Origin of the sequence: Paraburkholderia acidisoli (assembly GCF_009789675.1) — a bacterium.
Classification (GTDB): domain Bacteria; phylum Pseudomonadota; class Gammaproteobacteria; order Burkholderiales; family Burkholderiaceae; genus Paraburkholderia; species Paraburkholderia acidisoli.
In genome coordinates, this window is record NZ_CP046915.1 from 747,943 (window position 1) to 766,997 (window position 19,055).

The 19,055-nt window shown below is 66.0% G+C and carries 17 protein-coding genes, 1 tRNA gene and 1 pseudogene; 11 read left to right on the forward strand and 8 right to left on the reverse strand.

The genetic code is table 11. The annotated features are described in order from the left end of the window. The first annotated feature begins 148 nt into the window (after positions 1–148). Complete coding sequence (locus FAZ98_RS25520) at positions 149–1,099, forward strand: LysR substrate-binding domain-containing protein (RefSeq protein ID WP_158955272.1); 951 nt, start codon at positions 149–151, stop codon at positions 1,097–1,099. A gap of 139 nt (positions 1,100–1,238) precedes the next feature. Next, positions 1,239–1,655 (forward strand): hypothetical protein, encoded by a 417-nt coding sequence (locus tag FAZ98_RS25525; RefSeq protein ID WP_158955274.1) that lies wholly within the window; start codon positions 1,239–1,241, stop codon positions 1,653–1,655. A 56-nt stretch (positions 1,656–1,711) separates the two neighbouring features. On the opposite strand, the gene FAZ98_RS25530 is transcribed toward FAZ98_RS25525, so the two are convergent. Together FAZ98_RS25530 and FAZ98_RS25535 are read right to left on the reverse strand one after the other, a co-directional pair. Further along, positions 1,712–2,143, reverse strand: coding sequence for a hypothetical protein (locus FAZ98_RS25530; RefSeq protein WP_158955276.1), 432 nt, complete (start codon positions 2,141–2,143; stop codon positions 1,712–1,714). A gap of 141 nt (positions 2,144–2,284) precedes the next feature. After that, entirely contained in the window at positions 2,285–4,441 is a 2,157-nt protein-coding gene (locus FAZ98_RS25535) for a TonB-dependent siderophore receptor (protein WP_158955278.1), read from the reverse strand. A gap of 414 nt (positions 4,442–4,855) precedes the next feature. Between FAZ98_RS25535 and FAZ98_RS36105 the strand changes: the two genes are divergently transcribed. Together FAZ98_RS36105 and FAZ98_RS25545 are read left to right on the forward strand one after the other, a co-directional pair. After that, entirely contained in the window at positions 4,856–6,427 is a 1,572-nt protein-coding gene (locus FAZ98_RS36105) for a methyl-accepting chemotaxis protein (RefSeq protein ID WP_325072546.1), read from the forward strand. Between the two features lie 415 nt (positions 6,428–6,842). Next, on the forward strand, positions 6,843–8,591 hold the full coding sequence (locus tag FAZ98_RS25545) for a methyl-accepting chemotaxis protein (protein WP_158955280.1): 1,749 nt from the start codon (positions 6,843–6,845) through the stop codon (positions 8,589–8,591). An 83-nt stretch (positions 8,592–8,674) separates the two neighbouring features. Here FAZ98_RS25545 and FAZ98_RS25550 read toward each other — a convergent pair whose 3' ends face one another. Beyond that, positions 8,675–10,096 (reverse strand): aldehyde dehydrogenase family protein, encoded by a 1,422-nt coding sequence (locus tag FAZ98_RS25550; RefSeq protein ID WP_158955282.1) that lies wholly within the window; start codon positions 10,094–10,096, stop codon positions 8,675–8,677. A 101-nt stretch (positions 10,097–10,197) separates the two neighbouring features. On the opposite strand from FAZ98_RS25550, the gene FAZ98_RS25555 reads away from it, so the two are divergent. The 3 genes from FAZ98_RS25555 (at position 10,198) to FAZ98_RS25565 (ending at position 12,320) form a co-directional block, all read left to right on the forward strand. Beyond that, entirely contained in the window at positions 10,198–11,172 is a 975-nt protein-coding gene (locus tag FAZ98_RS25555) for a LysR family transcriptional regulator (protein WP_158955284.1), read from the forward strand. Between the two features lie 197 nt (positions 11,173–11,369). After that, positions 11,370–11,454, forward strand: a tRNA-Leu gene (locus FAZ98_RS25560). Positions 11,455–11,651: 197 nt separating this feature from the next. Further along, positions 11,652–12,320, forward strand: coding sequence for a glutathione S-transferase family protein (locus FAZ98_RS25565; protein WP_158955286.1), 669 nt, complete (start codon positions 11,652–11,654; stop codon positions 12,318–12,320). 33 nt (positions 12,321–12,353) lie between these two features. On the opposite strand, the gene FAZ98_RS25570 is transcribed toward FAZ98_RS25565, so the two are convergent. Both FAZ98_RS25570 and FAZ98_RS25575 read right to left on the reverse strand, forming a co-directional pair. Next, the gene (locus FAZ98_RS25570) at positions 12,354–12,581 is read right to left on the reverse strand and encodes a hypothetical protein (RefSeq protein ID WP_158955287.1); all 228 of its coding nucleotides are present in this window, start codon (positions 12,579–12,581) and stop codon (positions 12,354–12,356) included. Between the two features lie 58 nt (positions 12,582–12,639). Further along, positions 12,640–13,278, reverse strand: coding sequence for a CGNR zinc finger domain-containing protein (locus tag FAZ98_RS25575; protein WP_158955289.1), 639 nt, complete (start codon positions 13,276–13,278; stop codon positions 12,640–12,642). 190 nt (positions 13,279–13,468) lie between these two features. Here FAZ98_RS25575 and FAZ98_RS25580 point away from each other — a divergent pair, with 190 nt between their 5' ends. The 4 genes and pseudogenes from FAZ98_RS25580 to FAZ98_RS25595 all read left to right on the forward strand — a co-directional run bounded on the left by FAZ98_RS25580 (position 13,469) and on the right by FAZ98_RS25595 (position 17,043). Continuing rightward, positions 13,469–14,320 (forward strand): alpha/beta fold hydrolase, encoded by an 852-nt coding sequence (locus tag FAZ98_RS25580; RefSeq protein ID WP_158955291.1) that lies wholly within the window; start codon positions 13,469–13,471, stop codon positions 14,318–14,320. A gap of 457 nt (positions 14,321–14,777) precedes the next feature. After that, positions 14,778–15,050 (forward strand): annotated as a pseudogene (locus FAZ98_RS25585) (DUF3649 domain-containing protein); the annotation flags it as partial. A 92-nt stretch (positions 15,051–15,142) separates the two neighbouring features. Continuing rightward, on the forward strand, positions 15,143–16,759 hold the full coding sequence (locus tag FAZ98_RS25590) for a PepSY-associated TM helix domain-containing protein (RefSeq protein ID WP_199272412.1): 1,617 nt from the start codon (positions 15,143–15,145) through the stop codon (positions 16,757–16,759). Next, positions 16,759–17,043, forward strand: coding sequence for a DUF3325 domain-containing protein (locus FAZ98_RS25595; protein ID WP_158956528.1), 285 nt, complete (start codon positions 16,759–16,761; stop codon positions 17,041–17,043). Before FAZ98_RS25590 ends, FAZ98_RS25595 begins: the two co-directional genes overlap by 1 nt. A 110-nt stretch (positions 17,044–17,153) precedes the next feature. Here FAZ98_RS25595 and FAZ98_RS25600 read toward each other — a convergent pair whose 3' ends face one another. The 3 genes from FAZ98_RS25600 to dinB all read right to left on the reverse strand — a co-directional run bounded on the left by FAZ98_RS25600 (position 17,154) and on the right by dinB (position 18,997). Continuing rightward, positions 17,154–17,336: a hypothetical protein gene (locus tag FAZ98_RS25600; RefSeq protein WP_158955295.1), complete on the reverse strand. Its 183-nt coding sequence runs from the start codon at positions 17,334–17,336 to the stop codon at positions 17,154–17,156. Positions 17,337–17,605: 269 nt separating this feature from the next. Then, positions 17,606–17,734 carry a hypothetical protein gene (locus FAZ98_RS35980; RefSeq protein WP_267904864.1) on the reverse strand — a complete coding sequence of 43 codons (129 nt, stop codon included), beginning with the start codon at positions 17,732–17,734 and terminating at the stop codon, positions 17,606–17,608. Positions 17,735–17,836: 102 nt separating this feature from the next. Further along, positions 17,837–18,997 carry a DNA polymerase IV gene (dinB, locus tag FAZ98_RS25605; protein ID WP_267904865.1) on the reverse strand — a complete coding sequence of 387 codons (1,161 nt, stop codon included), beginning with the start codon at positions 18,995–18,997 and terminating at the stop codon, positions 17,837–17,839. Positions 18,998–19,055: the final 58 nt, after the last annotated feature.

The window sequence follows — 19,055 nt, forward strand, 5'->3', positions numbered from 1 at the left end:
TCACGATTGTCTCCGGGGCCGGTTGTCTGCCGTGCGTTCGAATAGGAATAGGGCGACTTTAGGCTAACCACCACGCGCGCGGAAATATCGATTGCTTGTGATGGCCATAGGCGTATCCTATGCCTTTCGTCATTGCGGGGATCGGTGCGTGGATATCCGGCAGCTGCGCTATTTCGTCAACATCGTCGATTACGGCAGCCTCGGCAAAGCGGCGGAAAAGCTGTTCGTCGCGCAACCTTCGTTGAGCCAGCAGATCGCCCGGCTCGAAAGCGACGTGGGCGTGCCGTTGCTCGTGCGCAGTTCGCAAGGCGTGAAGCCCACGGCGGCCGGCCAGGCCATGTACCGGCATGCGCGGCTCGTGCTGCATCAGATGGAGCAGCTGCGCCAGGAAGTGCGCGAAGGCGTGGGCGCCGAGTCGGGCACGGTGGCGGTGGGCTTTCCCACCACCATGTCGTCGGTGCTCGCCATGCCGTTGTTCGAGCGCGTGCGCTTGCGGTATCCGGGCATTCGCCTGCAATTCTTCGAAAGCATGAGCGGTTACCTCAACGAGTTGCTCGCGAACGGCCGCCTCGATATCGGCATTCTGTTTCGCGAAACCAATACCGCGGGCATTTCCGCCATGCCGGTGCTGGACGAGGAGCTGTATCTGCTCGGCGACCTCGGCAAGCGCGTGTCCGAGCGAGCCAAAACCTGCCCGTTGCCGGTGCTCGCCGACGTGCCGCTGGTCGCGCCCGGCGCGTCCAACGGCCTGCGCGTGCTGCTCGAACGCGTGTTCGCGCGCGAGCAGGTGCCGCTGAACATCATTGCCGATATCGACTCCTTGCCCACGCTGCTCTCGGTCGCACAATCGGGCGCGGCGTGCACGATCTTGCCCGCTTCGGCCGTGGCGCTGCGCGCGCCGGCGGACCGGCCTCGCATGCGCCGCCTCGTGGACCCGATGATCCGGCGGCCCGCGAGTTTGTGCTGGCCGAATTCGTTGCCGGTCAGTTCGGCCTCGCTGGCGGTGCGCGACACGATTTGCGAGTTGATCCGCGAGCTGTGCGCGGCGGGCGTGTGGACCGGCATCGACTTGCGGCAGATGGAAACGGGCGCCGCGTGACGCCAGTTTTTGTCGAACACGCTTGAACGAACCATCGGGCAGCGCGCACGCGCGTTGCGGCGAGGTTCCAGCAATGGCCGATGGAAAAGGACGATGGCGGCCGTTAGCCGGGATATCCGAATTCGAAGGAGAACACGTGGTGAAAACAGCGATGCTGGCCGCAGCAGGCATGGCGGCGATCTTTCAGGCGGCAACCGCGGCACAGGCCGCGCCGGTCGTCTGTGCGATAGCGGGCGACTACCAGGGCCAGTATGACGGCCCGAACGACCGCGGTTTTCTGCGCGTGAGCGTGGCGTCGGGCGACGGCGCGCTGACCGGCAAGGCGCAGTCGGCGGTCACGGGCGAGGTGTTCGCGGTGGGCGGCGTGCTGAACGCCGACGGCACGCTCGCGGCAGGCAGTGCGACGGCGAGCGGCGCGCAACTCACGGGGCGCTTCGTGCCGAACGTGGGCTCGGGCAACTGGAGCAAGCTCGTGCCCTACAGCGACGGCACGCAGCGCACGCTCACCGGCAGCTGGGGCGTGGAGCGCATCGCGGACGACGACGACTGCCAGTGAGCTAAGCGCAAAACAGCGAGCGCCGCCCCCGCGTGGCGCCGCCATCGAGCATGGAATCAGTAACGCGGGCGCAGCAGCTTGCGCAGCGTGTAACCGCCGCCCACGAGAGCCGCGAGGCCGAACATCTGCGTGTACCACGCATCCCACCAGAGGCCGCCGCCGGTGCCGTCCTCGGCGAACGAGACCGAATTCGACGAGAAGTAGTCGACGCCGGCCGCCCAGTAGTCGAAGGCCGGCCACGTGGAAATCCACACCAGACCGAGCAGCACCGGCCAGACCTTGCCGAACGCGAACGCGCCGGCGCCGCCTTGCATGCGCGAGATGCGCGCGAGGAAAGCGGTGATCGCAAGGCCCGTGAGGACCTTGAGGCCGGTGACGAGATCGAGCCCGAACGTCGACGAACTCTTCCACACGATCCCGAACACGACGAACGTGGCAACCACGACCGCCAACAGCGCGAAATCGCGGTCATTTTTGCCGCTTTCCATGATGATTTCCCCGTAAAAATGCGTTAACGGCACTTATCGGGAAACACTTAAATCAGGCGGCCCCTCGGCGGTCCCCCTCGGCGGGCCCCCTCGGCGGTCCCCCTCGGCGGTCCGCCTCGGTCGAAACCGGCGGAACCCGTCTTACCACTGATACCGAGCCGTGCCGATCACCGAGCGGTCGGAGCCGTAGTAGCACTGCGTGCTGCTGTTGCAGTAAGCGATGTACTGGCGATTGAAAATGTTGTTGGCGTTGATCGCGAAGCGCCAGTTGCGCACGTCGTAATGGACCGTTGCGTCCACAAGGAAGTGGCTCGGCACCTTGAACGTGTTCGCGTCGTCGCCCGCCGATGCGCCGATATACCGCACCCCGCCGCCAAAGCCGAGCCCGCGCAGGCCGCCGCGCTGCAGCGTGTAGTCGAGCCACAGCGAGGCCATGTTGACCGGCTCGCCCGTGGGCGGCGTCTTGCCGAGCGAAGGGTCGTCGGCGGCGGCCGAGATCACCGTCTGGTTCAGGTACGCATACGACGCGATCACATTGAGCCCTTCCGCGAGGCCCATGCGCGCTTCCGCCTCGAAGCCGCGCGAGCGGATCTCGCCGGTCTGCTTCGTGAAACCGGGGTGATCGTCGTCGAGCGTTTCGACGTTGGTCTGGCGCAGGTCGAACGCGGCGAGCGTGAAGAGCGCGTTATAGCCCTTCGGCTGATACTTCACGCCCACTTCGTATTGCTTGCCGCGCGTGGGCTGGAACGGCGTGCCGTCGAACGTGCTGCCCGCGTAGGGCTGGAACGATTTCGCGAAGCTCGCGTAAGGCGCGATGCCCGTCTGGAACTCGTACGAGAGACCCGCGCGCCAGGTGAACGCATGCTGATGGCTGCGCGTCTGCACGCCGTCGGTGGTATCGGTGTTGTAGGCCCAGTCTTGGCGGCCGCCGAGCGTGAGCGTCCAGCCGCCGTAGCGAATCTGGTCTTGCGCGTAGAGGCCGAGATCCGTCTGCCCGATGTATTCCTTCGTGGTGTCCACCACGTACGGAATGGCGCTGTAGTCGGGCGCGAAAATGTCGATGGTGCCGAGCCCGTAACCGCGGCTGATGCGGTTGGTCACGCGCTGCACGTCGAAGCCGAACAGCACGGTGTGATTGAGCGCGCCCGTGTCGAATTTGCCTTCGAGCTGGTTGTCGAGCGTGTAGTTGGCGAGATGCTCGTCGTTGTTGTTCGTGTAGAGGCCGGCCGTGCGCTGGTCGTCGGCGAGGCTGCCGAAAATCGAGTTCTGGTAGAACTGGATGTCCTGATGCAGATAGCGCGCGTTCTGGCGGAACTTCCAGGCGTCGCTGAACGCGTGCTCGAACAGATAGCCAAGGGTGAGCTGCGTGCGCTTGAAGCGGTCCGTGGCCGGATTGCCGAGATAGTCGTGCGAGGAAATCGTGCCGTTGATGTTCGGCAGGACCGTGCCCGCGGCGGGCACCGGATTGAACAGGCCGCCCTGCGGATCGTACTGATAGCTGCCGAGCAGCGTGAACGTCGTGTTGCGGTCGGGGCGGAACGTCACGGAAGGCGCGATGGCGAGGCGCTGCTCCTTCACGTGATCGGTTTGCGAGTCGGCGTCGCGCGCGAGGCCCGTCACGCGATACAGGATCGTGCCGTTCTGGTCGACGGGGCCGGACAGATCGAACATGCCCTGATAGCGGTTGTCGCTGCCGATCTGCATCTGCACTTCGTGGAACGGGTAAGCCGTCGGCAGCTTGCTCGTCATAAGCAAGGCGCCGCCCGGACTGCTCTGGCCGTACAGCACGGAAACGGGGCCGCGCACCACGTCGATACGATCGAGGAAATACGGGTCGATGCGCGGCGTGGCGTACCACGTCGTGCGCAACAGGCGCATGCCGTCGAGATACGAGTCGTCGCCGAGATTGAAGCCGCGCGAGGTGACCTGATCGAAGCGCAGATCGTTGTCCTGCGAGACCACGCCCGGCACGTAGCGGATCGCGGCGTCGACGGTTTGCGCGGCATAGGCGTCCATCTGGTCGCGCGTGACCGTGGAGACCGACTGCGGAATTTCCGTCACCGGCGTGTCGGTCTTGGCGCCTGCCACGCTGCGTTTGGCCACGTAGCCGTCCACGCCGGAGGTGTCTTCGCGCGGCGCTGTGACGGCCACGGGCGCGAGGGTCGCGCCAGTGCCGGTCGCCGCGTCGGCGGCCGTCGTGCCGCTCGCCGTCGTCTGGGCGTGGGCGCCGGCGGCCGCGGCCAGCCAGACCAGCATCGCGGCGCGATGCAGGGTCGTGAGTCGTTGATGGGTGCGCATCGGTTTTCCTCGAGTCGTTATTCTTGTGAATATGGTTGTAAATGCGAATCATTCTTGCGTCTGGCGGCGGAAAGGATACGGGAGTGGCGCGCTTGCGTCCGGCCATTGGATGTCGCAAACCGGTCAAGTTTTGGCCGGTTCGGCATCCGGCCCTTTGCGTCGAACCTATGAAAAATAATTCGTTCACGCGGCCGTTCTATTCTTCAGATGTTTGGATTCGTGTCGTTATTAAGCGAACGAAGAACAGGGCGCGCGACGACGCGCACCGCGCCAGCAAACCGGCACAGGCCGGCCGCCTGGGCGTCGGGAACAGGGTTCGTGGCATGAGAGGAGACCGTTGCTCGCACCACCGGGTGGGCAACGATCTGCATCGCGAGCGATGCGGGATTGCAAAAGACCACCTCTCGAGGCTGTATGAACGATTTGAAGATTTCCACCAAACTGTCGCTGGGTTTCGGCCTGCTCACGATCCTGCTGGTGCTCGTGTCGGGCTTGTCCGTGTATGGGCTGCATCAGCTGCATGCGCGGGTCAACGTGATCACCGAAGTCAACGACGTCGAGGCGCGGCTCGCCAGCACGATGCTCAACAGCATCCTGCAGCGCGCGGTATCGGCGAGAAATGTCGTGATGGAGCAGGACAAGGACGACATTGCCGGGCAACTCAAGCTGATCGAGACGGAGAAGGCGCGCTACGCCGAGGCCTACACGCATCTCGCGGCCATGATCCACGACGATCCCACGTCGTCGGACGAAGAGCGCTCGCTCGTGGCCGCGTTGCGCGACGACGACGCCAAAGTTGGGCCGCTCATCGCTCGCGCGCTGCAATTCGCGCTGGCCAACGACGCCGCCTCGGCCACGAGAACGCTGGTCGACGACGTGCGCGCGCCGCAGCGTGCCTGGATGAACGACGCCAAGGCGCTCGCGGCGTTCGAGGAAAAAGACAGCGCCACGCTGGCCGAAGCGGCCGCCTCCACCTACACGGCGCTGAAAGCGACGATCGCGGTAGTCGTGGCCGCCTCGCTCGTGGCCGCGTTGTGCGCGGGCGTGATGATCCGGCGCAGCATCCTGCGCCAGCTCGGCGGCGAACCGGCCGAAGCGCAGCGCATCGCGAGCGAAATCGCGGCGGGCAATCTCGCGGCGCGCGCCACCGTGGCGGCCAACGACAGCACGAGCTTGATGGCATCGCTCGAAACCATGCGCATGCGCTTGTCGGAGATGGTCGCCACGATCAAGCAGTCGGCGGAATCGATCGCCTCGGCGGCGGGGCAATTGTCGACGGGCAACACCGACCTCTCGCAGCGCACCGAGGAACAGGCGGCTTCGCTCGAAGAGACGGCGGCGAGCATGGAGCAACTGACCGCCGTGGTGGGCCAGAACAGCGAGAACGCCACGCAGGGCCAGGTGCTCGCCTCGATCGCTTCGGAGTCCGCGCGCGCGGGCGGCGCGGTGGTGTCGCAAGCGGTGGAGACCATGCGCGATATCTCGTCGAGTTCGACCGAGGTCTCCGAGATCATCGCGATGATCGAAAGCATTGCGTTCCAGACCAACATTCTCGCGCTCAACGCGGCCGTGGAAGCGGCGCGCGCGGGCGAGCAGGGGCGCGGCTTCGCGGTGGTCGCGAGCGAAGTGCGCACGCTCGCGCAACGCAGCGCGGCCGCCGCGCGCGAAATTCGCGAGCTGATCGGCAACTCGGGCGCGCACGTCGCGAGCGGCGTCACGCTCGTCAACGACGCGGGCAAGAAGATGGACGAGATCGTGGGTGCCGTGAAGCGCGTGAACGATCTGATGGGCGAGATCGCCGCGGCGTCGACGGAACAAAGCCGCGGCATCAGCCAGGTCAACGTGGCCGTCACGCAGCTCGATCAGGTCACGCAGCAGAATGCGGCGCTGGTCGAGCAGGCGAGCGCCGCGTCGCAGGCCATGGCCGATCAGGCGGGCAGCCTCAAGGACCTGGTGGCGGCGTTCCGGGTCGATGCGATGGCTTGAGTCTGCGGCGTGAAATCCCGTCTCGTTCGCGACGAGGGCGTGAGCGAGGCGAGTCCGGCAACTCACTGGGCATCCTTCGTATGCCCGGCACTTCAGCGCTGCGATGGGTCGAGTGAGTTGCGAAATGAATGACGCAGTGAATGCGCGAGTGAGATGCGCAGTGAATTGCCGGGCGAGACGAGTGAGTTATCGCCGAATGCAAAGCGTTGCGTCGAAGCGTACAGCGTCATTGCATGAGATGAATTAGTGAATTCGCTTGATTTAAAAGTCTGCTGAAAACCCCTTAAAACCAGGGGCAAAACGCTAAGACACACGTAAGCCGGCCCGCCGCTTACGCCGTGTAATTATTGCTACATTGCCTTAATTTTTTGGCGTCGCGGTCGAAATACAGTCGATCCCTCACTGCGGCGTTCTCATGTCCTTTCTCACTCGACTCAAAATTGGTCCGCGCCTCGGCGCGGCGTTTGCCATGGTGCTGCTGTTGCTGGGCGCCGTTGGCGGTATCGGACTTATTCAGGCGTCGCGCATTTTCGGCGGCACCACGGAAATCGCGCAAAACTGGCTACCCAGCGTGGAAGCGCTCGGCAATCTTCATGGTCTCGCCGACGACGTGCGCCGCGCGTCGCTGCGCATGATCATCGTGGGTAACGGGCCGGATCAGGCCAAGCTGCACGAGCAGCACGAACAATCGGTCAAGCAGTTCGGCGCGGCGCTCGACGGCTATGCGAAGTTGGTGTCGTCGCCGGAAGAACGCAAGCTCTTCGACGACCTCGGCGTGGCGTGGCAGCACTATCTCGACGACGACAGGAAAGTGGAAGCGCTCGCCAATTCGGCCGACGTGAATTCGGCGGAACAGCGCGTGGCGGTCACGACCGCATCGGCACAATCGTTCCAGGTCGCGCTCGATCTCATCAAGCAGGACGTCGCGCTCAATCACGCGGGCTCGACGGCGCAGGTCGCCGAGGCGAAGGGCGCGTATCAAGCGGCCTTCGCGTGGATCGCCGTGCTGACCGTGATCGCCATCGGCTTTGGCGCGGTGCTCGCGTTCTTCATCACGCGCTCGATCACGGGTCCCATGGCCCGCGCCGTGGAAGTGGCGGAAACGGTCGCGCGCGGCGACCTCACCACGCAGATCGAGGTGCAGGGCCGCGACGAAGCGAGCCAGTTGCTGGCCGCGTTGCGCCACATGAACGAACGTCTCGTCGATCTCGTGGGCCGCGTGCGCACGAGCAGCGAAGGCATCGCCACGGCCGCCGCGGAAATCGCCGCGGGCAACACCGACCTGAGCCAGCGCACCGAGGAACAGGCGGCGTCGCTCGAGGAAACGGCGGCGAGCATGGAAGAGCTGACGGCCACCGTCAAGCAGAACGCCGACAACGCCACGCAAGGCAACACGCTCGCGGGCCAGGCGTCGCAAACGGCCACGCGCGGCGGCGACGTGGTGGGCCGCGTGGTCGACACGATGCGCGACATCTCGCATAGCTCGGAGCAGGTCGCGCAGATCATCTCGGTGATCGAAGGCATTGCATTCCAGACCAATATTCTCGCGCTCAACGCAGCCGTGGAAGCGGCGCGCGCGGGCGAACAGGGCCGCGGCTTCGCGGTCGTGGCCGGCGAAGTGCGCACGCTCGCGCAGCGCAGCGCGACGGCGGCGAAGGAGATCAAGGATCTCATCACCGTGTCGGTCGATCGCGTGAACAACGGCACGGCGCTCGTGGACGACGCGGGCCGCACCATGAGCGAGATCGTGCATTCGGTCAAGCGCGTGGCGGACCTGATGAACGAGATTTCGGCGGCCTCGGGCGAACAGCGCACCGGCATCGAACAGGTCAACACGGCCGTCACGCAGATGGACGAAGTCACGCAGCAGAACGCGGCGCTGGTCGAGCAGGCCTCGGCGGCGGCGCAGTCGATGTCGTCGCAGGCGGGCGCCTTGCGCGAACTGGTCTCGGTGTTCAACATCGGCAACGCAACCGCGAAGAGCAGCGCGCCGGCGTTCGCGCAGACCGTGGCGAGCGCGGCGATCCAGCGCGCTGCCGCGAAGCCCGCGCGGCGTCCCGCGCCGCGCCGGGCGCCGGCTTCCGTGGCCGCGCCCAGGGTCGAACGCCGCGAGCCGGCCGCCGCTGTGGCCGCGACCTCGGACAACGACTGGGAAACGTTCTAGGCAAGTTTGGCGAGGTAGCGCATCGCCATCGTTCGTGGTCCATAGCATGCCCCGCCGGGTTCCGCCTGGCGGGGCATGCTCGTTTACAGCACGCCGAGCGTCGACTTCGGTTCGAGAAACGCTTCGAGCCCATAGGTGCCGTATTCACGGCCGATGCCCGATTGCTTGAAGCCGCCGAACGGCGCGGCCGGTTCGTGCGCGAGCGTGTTGACGAGCACGCGGCCCGCCTCGATCTGCGCGGCCACGCCGCGGGCGCGCGCCGTATCGGCGGAAAGCACGTAAGCCTGCAAGCCATAGGGCGTGTCGTTGGCGATCTCGATGGCGTGACGGGTGTCGCGATACGCGATGATCGACAGCACCGGCCCGAAGATTTCCTCGCGCGCGATCGTCATGTCGTTGCGCACGCCGCTGAACACCGTGGGCCGCACGAACCAGCCTCGCGCGACGCCGGCGGGACGACCGGGACCGCCCGCGATCAGGCGCGCGCCTTCCTCCATGCCGAGGCGAATATAGCGCTGTACGCGCTCCCATTGCTGGCGGCTCACCATCGGCCCGACGGTCGTGCGCGCATCGCGCGGATCGCCCGCGTGAATCTCGCCTGTTGCCTCGACAATGCGGGCCTCGAACTCCGCGAGCCGCGCCTCTGGCACGAGAATGCGCGTGCCCGCGATGCACGCCTGACCGCTGTTCATGAAGCCGGCCTGCAACGCGAGCGGCACGGCATCGGCGAAATTCGCGTCGTCGAGCACGAGCACCGGCGACTTGCCGCCGAGTTCGAGCGTCACGCGCTTGAGCGTTTCGGCGGCCGTGCGCAGGATGGTCTTGCCGACGGCGGTCGAACCCGTGAACGAGAGCTTGGCGACGTCGGGATGTTCGGCGAGGCGCGCACCCACGGTGTCGCCGCGCCCCGTGACGATGTTGAAGACACCCGGCGGCAAGCCCGCGGCATGCAGGGCTTCGGTCACGACGCGGGTTTGCAGGGCGCTCATTTCGCTCGGCTTGATCACGGCGGTGCAGCCCGCCGCGAGCGCGGCCGCAAGCTTGCCGCAGATGAAGCCCGCGTTGCTGTTCCAGGGTGTGATGAGGCCCGCTACGCCGAGCGGTTGCATCGTGACCTCGGCGCTGCCCGCGCGGCGTGTGAACGGGTAAGTGTCGAGCACGTCGGCCGCGTCGCGCAGCACGTTGGCCGCGTGCTGCGCCATCCAGCGCCCGCGCGAAACGGGCGCGCCGTATTCCTCCACGATGGCTTCGAACAGATCGTCTTCGCGTGCGAGCACGGCCGCGTGCAAACACCGCAGCATCTCGGTGCGCTCGCCTTTTCCGGTGCGCGAGAATGCGGGAAACGCGCGTTTCGCGGCGGCGACGGCGGCGTTCGCGTCCTCGGCGTCGGCGAGGCGCACGCGGCCGATCACGGCCTCGGTGGCGGGATTGAAGAGGTTGTACGGTTCGTTGCCGTGGGGCGTGACGAAGGCGCCGTCGAGATAAATCGTGTCGATGTCGTGCATGGCTGCTCCGAAAAAGCGTGGATCACGGCGCCACGATAGAGCCGCTCGATTGCGTTGACTAGCCGTACAATGCGGGATGTCCTGTTGAGCGATTTCGAACAATGAAAACCTCGGGCTTGCTGGAACTCGAAGCGGTGCTGGCGGTGGCGCGCCGCCGCGGCTTTCGCGCCGCCGCCGACGAGTTGAGCGTGTCGACTTCGGCGCTCAGTCACTCGGTGGCGGCGCTCGAGGCGCGCATGGGCGTGCGGCTCTTTCATCGCACCACGCGCAGCGTGTCGCTCACGGAGGCGGGTGCGCAGTTCGTGGCGAATGTGTCGCCTGCGCTCGCCACGATTCGCGAGGCGCTGGAGCAGGCGGGCAGTCTCGCGCAAACGCCTTCGGGCACGCTGCGCATCAATTCGTCGGTGGGCGCGGCGCGTCAGGTCATGCCGGTGCTGATCGCATTTTTGCAACGGCATCCGCAAATGCAACTCGACCTCGTGACCGAAGGGCGCCTCATCGACATCGTGGTGGAAGGTTTCGACGCGGGCATTCGTCTCGCCGAAGTTGTGCCGCAGGACATGATCGCGGTGCCGTTCGGCGACCGGCAGCGTTTCGCCGTGGTTGGGAGTCCCGATTATTTCGCACGTCATGCGAAGCCGCGCACGCCCGCCGATCTCAAGGCGCACCGCTGCATCCGCAGCCGCATGCCGAGCGGTCAGATCTATCAGTGGGAGTTCGAGCGGCGCGGCCAGACCGTGCGTATCGACGGCGCAGGCGCGATCACGCTCGACGAACCGAATCTCATGCTGGAAGCGGCGCGCGCCGGGCTCGGGCTCACTTACCTCACCGAATGGAACGTGAACGCCGACCTGCGGGCGGGCACACTCGTGCGCGTGCTCGAAGACTGGACGCCACCGCTCGACGGCCTGTGCCTCTACTATCCGGGGCGGCGTCACGTGCCGGCGGGGTTGCGTGCATTGATCGACACGATCCGCGAATACGCCGAAGCGAAGCGCGAGCGTGCGCCCGTCAAACGCGCGTTGGCCGCGAAAAAGCCGGCACGCAAGACGGTTTCCAAAGCGCGAGCGCGTTGACGTAGTGATCGGCTTGCACCGACGAGAAAGCGACAGCGAAAATTTTTTTACCACAGGGGCTTCAAAAATCCGAAAAGTCCCGATAGAATTCCGCTCCTTCAAGCCTTGGCGTGAAACGGTGCAGCGCTCTCACTGCCCCAGCCCTGGTTGATAAAGTTGCCGCAGTGCGGGTTTCAGATGCCCGTATTGCTTGCAGTGCCGACGTGGTGAAATTGGTAGACACGCTATCTTGAGGGGGTAGTGGCGAAAGCTGTGCGAGTTCGAGTCTCGCCGTCGGCACCAAAGTGAATTCCGGCAAGCGTTCAAGACCTTGCCGAAGAAAAAACCCGCGAAAGCCATTGGCTTCGCGGGTTTTTTTCATGGGCTCGTGCGATGGCACTTCGAGTGCATGCGAGCGACGTTCATTCGCGCCAGTCAACTTGCCTTTCCCGCGCGCCCGGTGCATGGTTGAGCCATTCGCCATCCCCAGCGAGCCGAACATGTCCCTCGTCCTCTACGGTCACCCGTTCTCGTCGTACACGCAGAAGGTGCTCGTCGCGCTCTACGAAAACGACACGCCCTTCGAGTTTCGCACGCTTGGACCCGAATATCCCGAGCATGGCGCCGAGTTCGTGCGTCACTGGCCGTTGCGCAAGTTTCCGGTGCTCGTGGACGGCGACCGCACGCTCGCGGAGTCGAGCATCATCATCGAGTACCTGCAGATTGCGTATCCCGGTCCGGTGCGGCTCTTGCCCGACGATCCCACGCTGCGCCTCGCCACGCTCGACGTGCGCTTTCTCGACCGCTTCTTCGACTTGCATGTGATGTCGCCGATGCAACGCGCGGTGGACGGCGCGTTGACGGGCGATGCGGCCCGCCGTGCGGAAGGTCTCGCCTACGCGGCTGAAAAACTCGAACGCGCCTACGCGTGGCTCGAGTCGCATCTCGCCGATCGCACGTGGGCGCACGGCCCCGACTTCACGCTGGCGGACTGCGCGGCGGCACCTTCGTTGTTCTACGCGGACTGGGTCGTGCCGATCGGCGAGGACAAGCCCGCATTGCGCGCCTATCGTGAGCGCCTGCTGGCGCGACCGTCGTTCGCGCGCGCCGTGGAAGAAGCGCGGCCGTTCCGGCCGCTGTTTCCGCTGGGCGCGCCGCCGCGCGACTGATGCACGTGCCACGCCGTTGAGGCGCCGCCGCGTTCAACCCACCGGCGTCTCGCCCTCGCCCGACTGCTTGCCGGGCCGGTCAGAGGGCGCCTGCTTGCGGTCCTTGTCGTCGCGCTCGGGCATGGCGCTGCGCTGATCGTCGCTGTGTTTGGGCGGCTGCGGATGCCTGATTTCCTCGGGCATCTCCGCAGAGGCGTCGTCATGCTTCACATCGGCCTTCGTTTCAGCCTGGGCATCGCCCTTCAGTTCACTGTCGCTCATCGCAGGTCTCCCGTTACAGAAAGCCCTCACGACGCCGCAAAACGCGCTCCCGGCGCGCCTACGCTTCGCGCTCTCCGCGCGCCTTCAATCGCTGCCGATGCGCGGCCACCTTGGCCCGGTTGCCGCAACTCGCCATGCTGCACCAGCGCCGCGCGTGGCCGCGCGTGTGGTCGGCGAACAGCAGCGTGCAGCGGTGGCCCTCGCACGCCTTCACGTGCGTGAAATCCTCCGTGCTGACGAGTGTCGCGAGCGCGTCCGCCACCGGCATCAGCAGCGAGTCGGGCGTATGCCAGCGGCGCGACTCGCGGTAAACGAGCGCGCGATCCGCTCCCTCTGCATCGGCAACGAGTTCGCCGTGGCGCTCGTCGCGCGCGAGCAGCGCGTTGAGCGGCGCCAGTGCGCCGAGATCGGCGGCCGCGAGCGGGCGGCCCTTGCGCTCGCCGACAAACCCGCGAAACCACTCGCGTAAGGCGCGCGCCCGCTCGGCGACGGCGTCGAAGTCGGCGGCCGGGAACTGCGCGCGCAGCGCGGCGAGTGCCTCGGGCGGCGCCATGCCGGCCTGCTCGATCCACGCGAGAAAGCCGGCGCCGTCGGCGATCCAGTCGACCGTTTCGTCAACAGGCGTGGCGATCGAGTTGAGGAAGTCGAGACCGGGCGCGTCGGCCACGAACATCGCGGGCAGCGAACGAAATTCCATGATGAAGCAAAGGGCGAGGGCAAACGATGGCTTAATCGTAACCGTCTAAAACGTTCTTGACAAGTTACTCGATTGGTTTGTAACCTGTATTTAAGCAATGAGACGGTTACAAAACACGGGTGCCCCAAAAAGCGAGACCCCAGCCCGTGTGATCCCGCCCCATCGTCATTCATCCACCCAAGGAGCCACCATGACTGCCATCGCCTATCGCCGTGCCAATGTCGACGGATTCAACATGTTCTATCGCGAGGCGGGCCGCGCGGGCGCGCCCAAGCTGCTGTTGCTGCACGGTTTTCCCAGCTCGGGCCATATGTTTCGCGACCTGATTCCGCTGCTCGCCGACCGCTTCCATATCGTCGCGCCGGACCTGCCGGGCTTTGGCCAGTCGGATCTGCCGGATCGCGGCACCTTCGCGTACACGTTCGAGAACATCGCGAAGGTGATCGGGCGTTTCACGGAGGCAATCGGCTTTGACCGCTTCGCCGTGTACGTTTTCGATTACGGCGCGCCCACGGGCTTCCGGCTCGCGCTCAATCATCCGGAGCGGATCACGGCGATCATTTCGCAGAACGGCAACGCGTACGAGGAAGGCTTGAGCGAGGGCTGGAACCCGATTCGCGCGTACTGGCAAGACGCCTCGCCGGCGAACCGCGAAGCGCTGCGAACGATGCTCACGCGTGAGACCACGATCTGGCAATACACGCACGGCGTCCCCGACGTTGCGGCCGTGTCGCCCGACGGCTGGGCGCTCGACGACTACTACATGGGCCGCCCCGGCGCTCACGAGATCCAGCTCGATCTGTTCCGCGACTATCGCAACAACGTCGCGCTGTATCCGCAATTTCAGGAATATTTCCGCACGCACCGGCCGCCGTTTCTCGCCGTGTGGGGCAAGCACGATCCGTTCTTCCTGCCGCCGGGCGCCGAGGCGTTCAAGCGCGATCTCCCCGAGGCGGACGTGCGCTTCTACGACACGGGCCACTTCGCGCTCGAAACCCACGCGGCCGAGATTGCCGCCGCGATCCGCGAATTTCTTGCGTAGTCCCTGGTAATTTCCGTCGATGGAAGGTGGGCAAGCGCGCCGTGGCGACATGCGTCGTAACGGCGCGTTTTGCCGTTTGCGCGCTCGTGGATTTTTCGCGGCCTAGTTGTTTTTTCCTTGATATCGAGTTGTCCCCGAGTCGTTCCCGGGACGCGCGGCTGCGCGCCTCGCCGCGCGCCGCCTGCCGGACGCATTACAATGCAGGATTCATAACGCGGCGGCCGGGCAACGCACCCAGCACGCGGCGACTGCCGGCGCATCGCCCCGGCACACGACAATATCCCCACGATCGCCATGCCCCGCTGCCGCGCGCCGTCGCGCACTGGCGCGCTTGAATTCGCCGGATCAACGCAGGAATCATTGTCATGAAACGCTTTACGCCGCCGCCCGCGCGGTTGTCGTCACCGGATTCGCCGTTGCTCGTGCCCACGCGGCCGTATCGCGCGGGTCGCGCCGCATGAGCGCCGCATTCGCGCGCGCGCGCCGCCATGCGCCGGTCGCGTCGCGTGTCGTCGCGGCGATCGTCGGCGGCTATGCGCTCGGCGCGCTCTCGAGCGTGGCCGCACTCGCCTTGCCGATGAGCGCGACGCAAGGCGTCGTCACGGGCATGCTGGCGAGTTTCGTGGTCTACACGGGCGCGGTGATCTGGGTGTTTCTCGCGCGCAGCGCCACGCGCGCGTGGGCCGGGCTCGCGCTCGTCGCGGCGCCGCTCGCGCTGGCGGCGTGGTGGGCCTCGTCGGTTGCGTCCGCAACGAATCACGCTGCGAGCCACCTGGCGAGCACGGCATCGGCCGCCACGAAGGCGCAGGAAGGCAAACCCCAATGACGCGCAGCGCCAACACCGAACCGAAAGCGCGCGGCGTGCGTCAGAGCATGTCCGACTTGCATACGTGGGCAGGGCTGCTCGCCGGCTGGATTCTCTATGCGATGTTCCTGACCGGCACGGTCAGCTATTTCAAGGAAGAGATTTCGCAGTGGATGCGGCCCGAACTCGCGCATCAGCAGGTCACGCCCGATCCCGCCGAAGTCGCGCAGCGCGTGACCGGCACGCTCGCCACGCTGGCGGCGGGCAGTTCGCAATGGGGCATCCAGTTGCCGACCGATCGCGCCAACGCCGCGAGCGCGTTCTGGCGCATTCCGCCCGGCTCGCACGACAAACGTTTCTTCGATGAAGCGACCTTCGACCCCGCCACCGGCAAGAAGGTGAGCGCGCGCGAGACGCTGGGCGGCGACTTCTTCTATCGCTTTCACTTTCAGTTCTGGTACCTGCCCGCGATGTGGGGGCGCTGGGTCGCGGGCTTTTGCGCGATGTTCATGCTCGTGGCGATCGTGAGCGGCGTCATCACGCACAAGAAGATCTTCGTGGACTTCTTCACGTTCCGCTGGGGCAAGGGGCAGCGTTCATGGCTCGACGCGCACAACGCGCTCTCCGTGTTCGGCCTGCCGTTTCATTTGATGATCACCTACACGGGCCTCGTCACGTTGATGACGATGTACATGCCGTGGGGCGCGCAAACCGCATTGACGACGCCCGCGCAGCGCCAGGAACTCATGACGCAGCTGAACGCGTTCATCCAGCCGGGCAAGCCCTCCGGCGTGCCGGCGCCGCTCGCGAACGTGGCGCCGATGGTGCGCGAGGCGCAGGCCCGCTGGGGCCACGACAACGTGCTGCGCGTGACGATCACCAATCCCGGCGATGCGAGCGCGCGCGTGGCCGTGTCGCGCGGCGAGGCGGCGCGCGTTTCCGTGAGCCCGCAGTATCTGCTGTTCGACGGCGCGAGCGGCAAGCTGCTCCAGGTGAACGACCACGTGGGCGGCGCGGCCGAAACGCGCGGCGTGCTCTACGCGCTGCACATGGGACGTTTCAGCGACCTGCAACTGCGCTGGCTCTATTTCATCGTGAGTCTCGCGGGTACGGCCATGGTGGGCACGGGGCTCGTGATGTGGACCGTCAAGCGGCGCCAGAAGCTGCCCGATCCGGCGCGCCCCTACTTCGGTTTCCGGCTGGTCGAGCGGCTCAATATCGCGAGCATCGCTGGTCTGTCGATTGCGATGACCGCGTATCTATGGGCCAATCGTCTGCTGCCGGTCGCGCTCGCGAATCGCGCCGACGCCGAGATCAACGTGTTCTTCGCGATCTGGGCCGCCACGTTCTTCTACGCGCTCGCGCGCCCCGCGAAGCGCGCGTGGATCGAACTGTTGTGGTGTGCGGCCGCGCTGCTGGCGTTGCTGCCGGTGCTCAATGCGCTCACCACGCAGCGGCCCTTCTGGCACAGCGTGGCCGTGGGCGACTGGGTCTACGCGGGCTTCGATCTGATGATGTGGGCGCTGGCCGCGCTGCATGCGGCGCTCGCGTTGCGCACGGCGCGCCATCGTCCGCGTGCGAAGTCCGCGCCCGCGCGCCGTGCGAGCGCGCTGCGCGAACAGGAGGACGCGTGATGTCGATGCTCGCGTTGATCCTCTGCGTGCCCGCGTTCGTGTGTCTCGCGCTCGCGATGGAACGCCATCAGCGCCTGGTATTCGGCGCGGCGCTCTCGCGCGTGGCCGCGCGCACGCTGCGCGTGACGGGCTGGCTCGGACTCGTCGTCGCGTTGGGGTTGGCCGTAGCGGCGCAGGGCTGGGCGCTCGGGCTCGTGTGGTATAGCGGCTGCACGAGTCTGGCGGCGGGCGTGGTGTACGCGCTGCTCATCGTCTATGAACGGCGGGCGACCGCGCGCCAGTGACGCGATCGATGTCTCGACGGCTGCGTCGATTGATGCCGCGATCGTGACGGTATCGAGCCGCGCGATGCCTATGAACCGCACACGCGCGGTGGCCAAGCCCCGCGCCGTGCTCACGCCGTCACGCGAATCCAGCGCGCAACGAACAGGGCGATGGTCGCGACGATAAATGCCGTCGATGCCACCAGCACGGCCAGGCGCATGGCGTACTCGCCGCGCGTGAGCCTGCGTTTGCCGCTCGCAGGACGAGGCACGCTGTACGAGCGCATGCGCGTACCGTCAGTCGTCTTTTTCATTGCCTTTAGCCTCGACGGCGCGCACGCAGCCAAGCAATGGTTCTCTCAGGTTCTTGTGTATGCCGTCTCTGCAATCGGCCGTTGCAAAGTAGCGGAAAAGCCGGGTGCTGGCAATCCGCAATCCCTTCTAGAGACTGTTAGATTCGGACATCTAACTGACGCATTCAGCGCGAGGCGCAGGGATATATCGCGCGTTATCCGCATGATTTACTGATTGGGATGGACTGAGGTAAGCCTTACGTGCCGATGGCGTGACGCATGAAGCGTGCTCAGGCGAGCGCGCCGCCGCCATCCGCGTACACGGTGCTGCCCGTCAGGCAGGGATTGGCGAGGAACTTCATGACTTCCGGCGTCGAGCCCGTGACGATGGCGGTCTTGCCGGTCAGATCGACGTTCATGCGCGGGTTCTCCGTGAAATGAGGTTGAGGGCCGCCTTCACGGATCGCGTTGCACGTGGCATGTCGAGCCTCGACGCGCGGCCGCCGCGCGGAGCGCATGGCCTATGAGCCGAACGGCAGTTCGCCTTGCACCTGGCGCGGTGCCGGATTGTCCGCCGAAAAACGCTCCAGCGCACTCGCGCGCACGCCGATCAGCCGTATGCGCCGGTCGAGATCGACACGCTTGAGACACTCGCCCGCCGCGCGGCGAATCTCCTGCGCGGTGGACACGGCGTGCGGCAGCGACAGATCGCGCGTGACGATCTTGAAGTCGGCGAACTTGATTTTGATGCCCACCGTGCGCGCGCTGTAACCCTTGCGCTCCAGGTCTTGCGCGACGCGTTCGCACAGCTGCGAAAGCGCGGGCGTGAGCGTCTCGCGGTCGCGCCGCACGTGCATGTCGCGCTCGAAGGTGGTTTCGCGGCTCATCGACTTCGGTTCCGACGAGACCACCACGGCGCGCTCGTCGTGGCCCTGCGCGATACGCGCGAGCCACGCCGCGTACTTCTGGCCGAAATTCTCCTGCAGCACGCCGAGGTCGGCCGCCGCGACGTCGCCGATCGTGTTCATGCCGAGACTCGCGAGGCGCTCGCTCGCGCGCGGCCCGATGCCGTTCACCTTCTTCGCGGCCAGCGGCCAGATGCGCGTTTCGAGGTCGGCGCTCGTGAGGATGGTGAGGCCGTCCGGCTTGTCGAGTTCGGAGCCGATCTTCGCGAGCAGCTTGTTGGGCGCGATGGCGATCGAGCAGGTGAGGCCGGTGGCCTGATTGACCGCGCGCTTGATGCGTTCGCCCAGTTCGCGCGACTCGCCTTCGACTTCGGTGAGATCGATATAGATTTCGTCGATGCCGCGGTCTTCGATCTGGTCCGTGAAGGTATGCACCGCGTCTTTGAACAGCCGCGAGTAACGGCGGTACGAGTCGAAGTCGGTGGGCAGCAGGATGGCCTCGGGCGCGAGTTGCGCGGCCTTCATCATGCCCATGGCCGAGAACACGCCGAACGCGCGCGCTTCGTAAGTGGACGTGGTGACCACGCCGCGCCCGACGTAATCGCGCAGCCGCGCGAAGCGCCGTGTGCCGTTGGCGAGCAGTTCCGGCGCGGCATTGCGGCCCCCGCCGATCACGACCGCCTGGCCACGCAACTCGGGATAGCGGAGCAGCTCCACGGATGCGTAGAACGCGTCCATGTCGAGATGAGCGATGCGGCGGGGCGGCGCGTGGCTCACTTCGGCGACTCTGCGAAATTGCTCAACGGATCCACTCGTGTTCTCGCGCGCGCCGGCA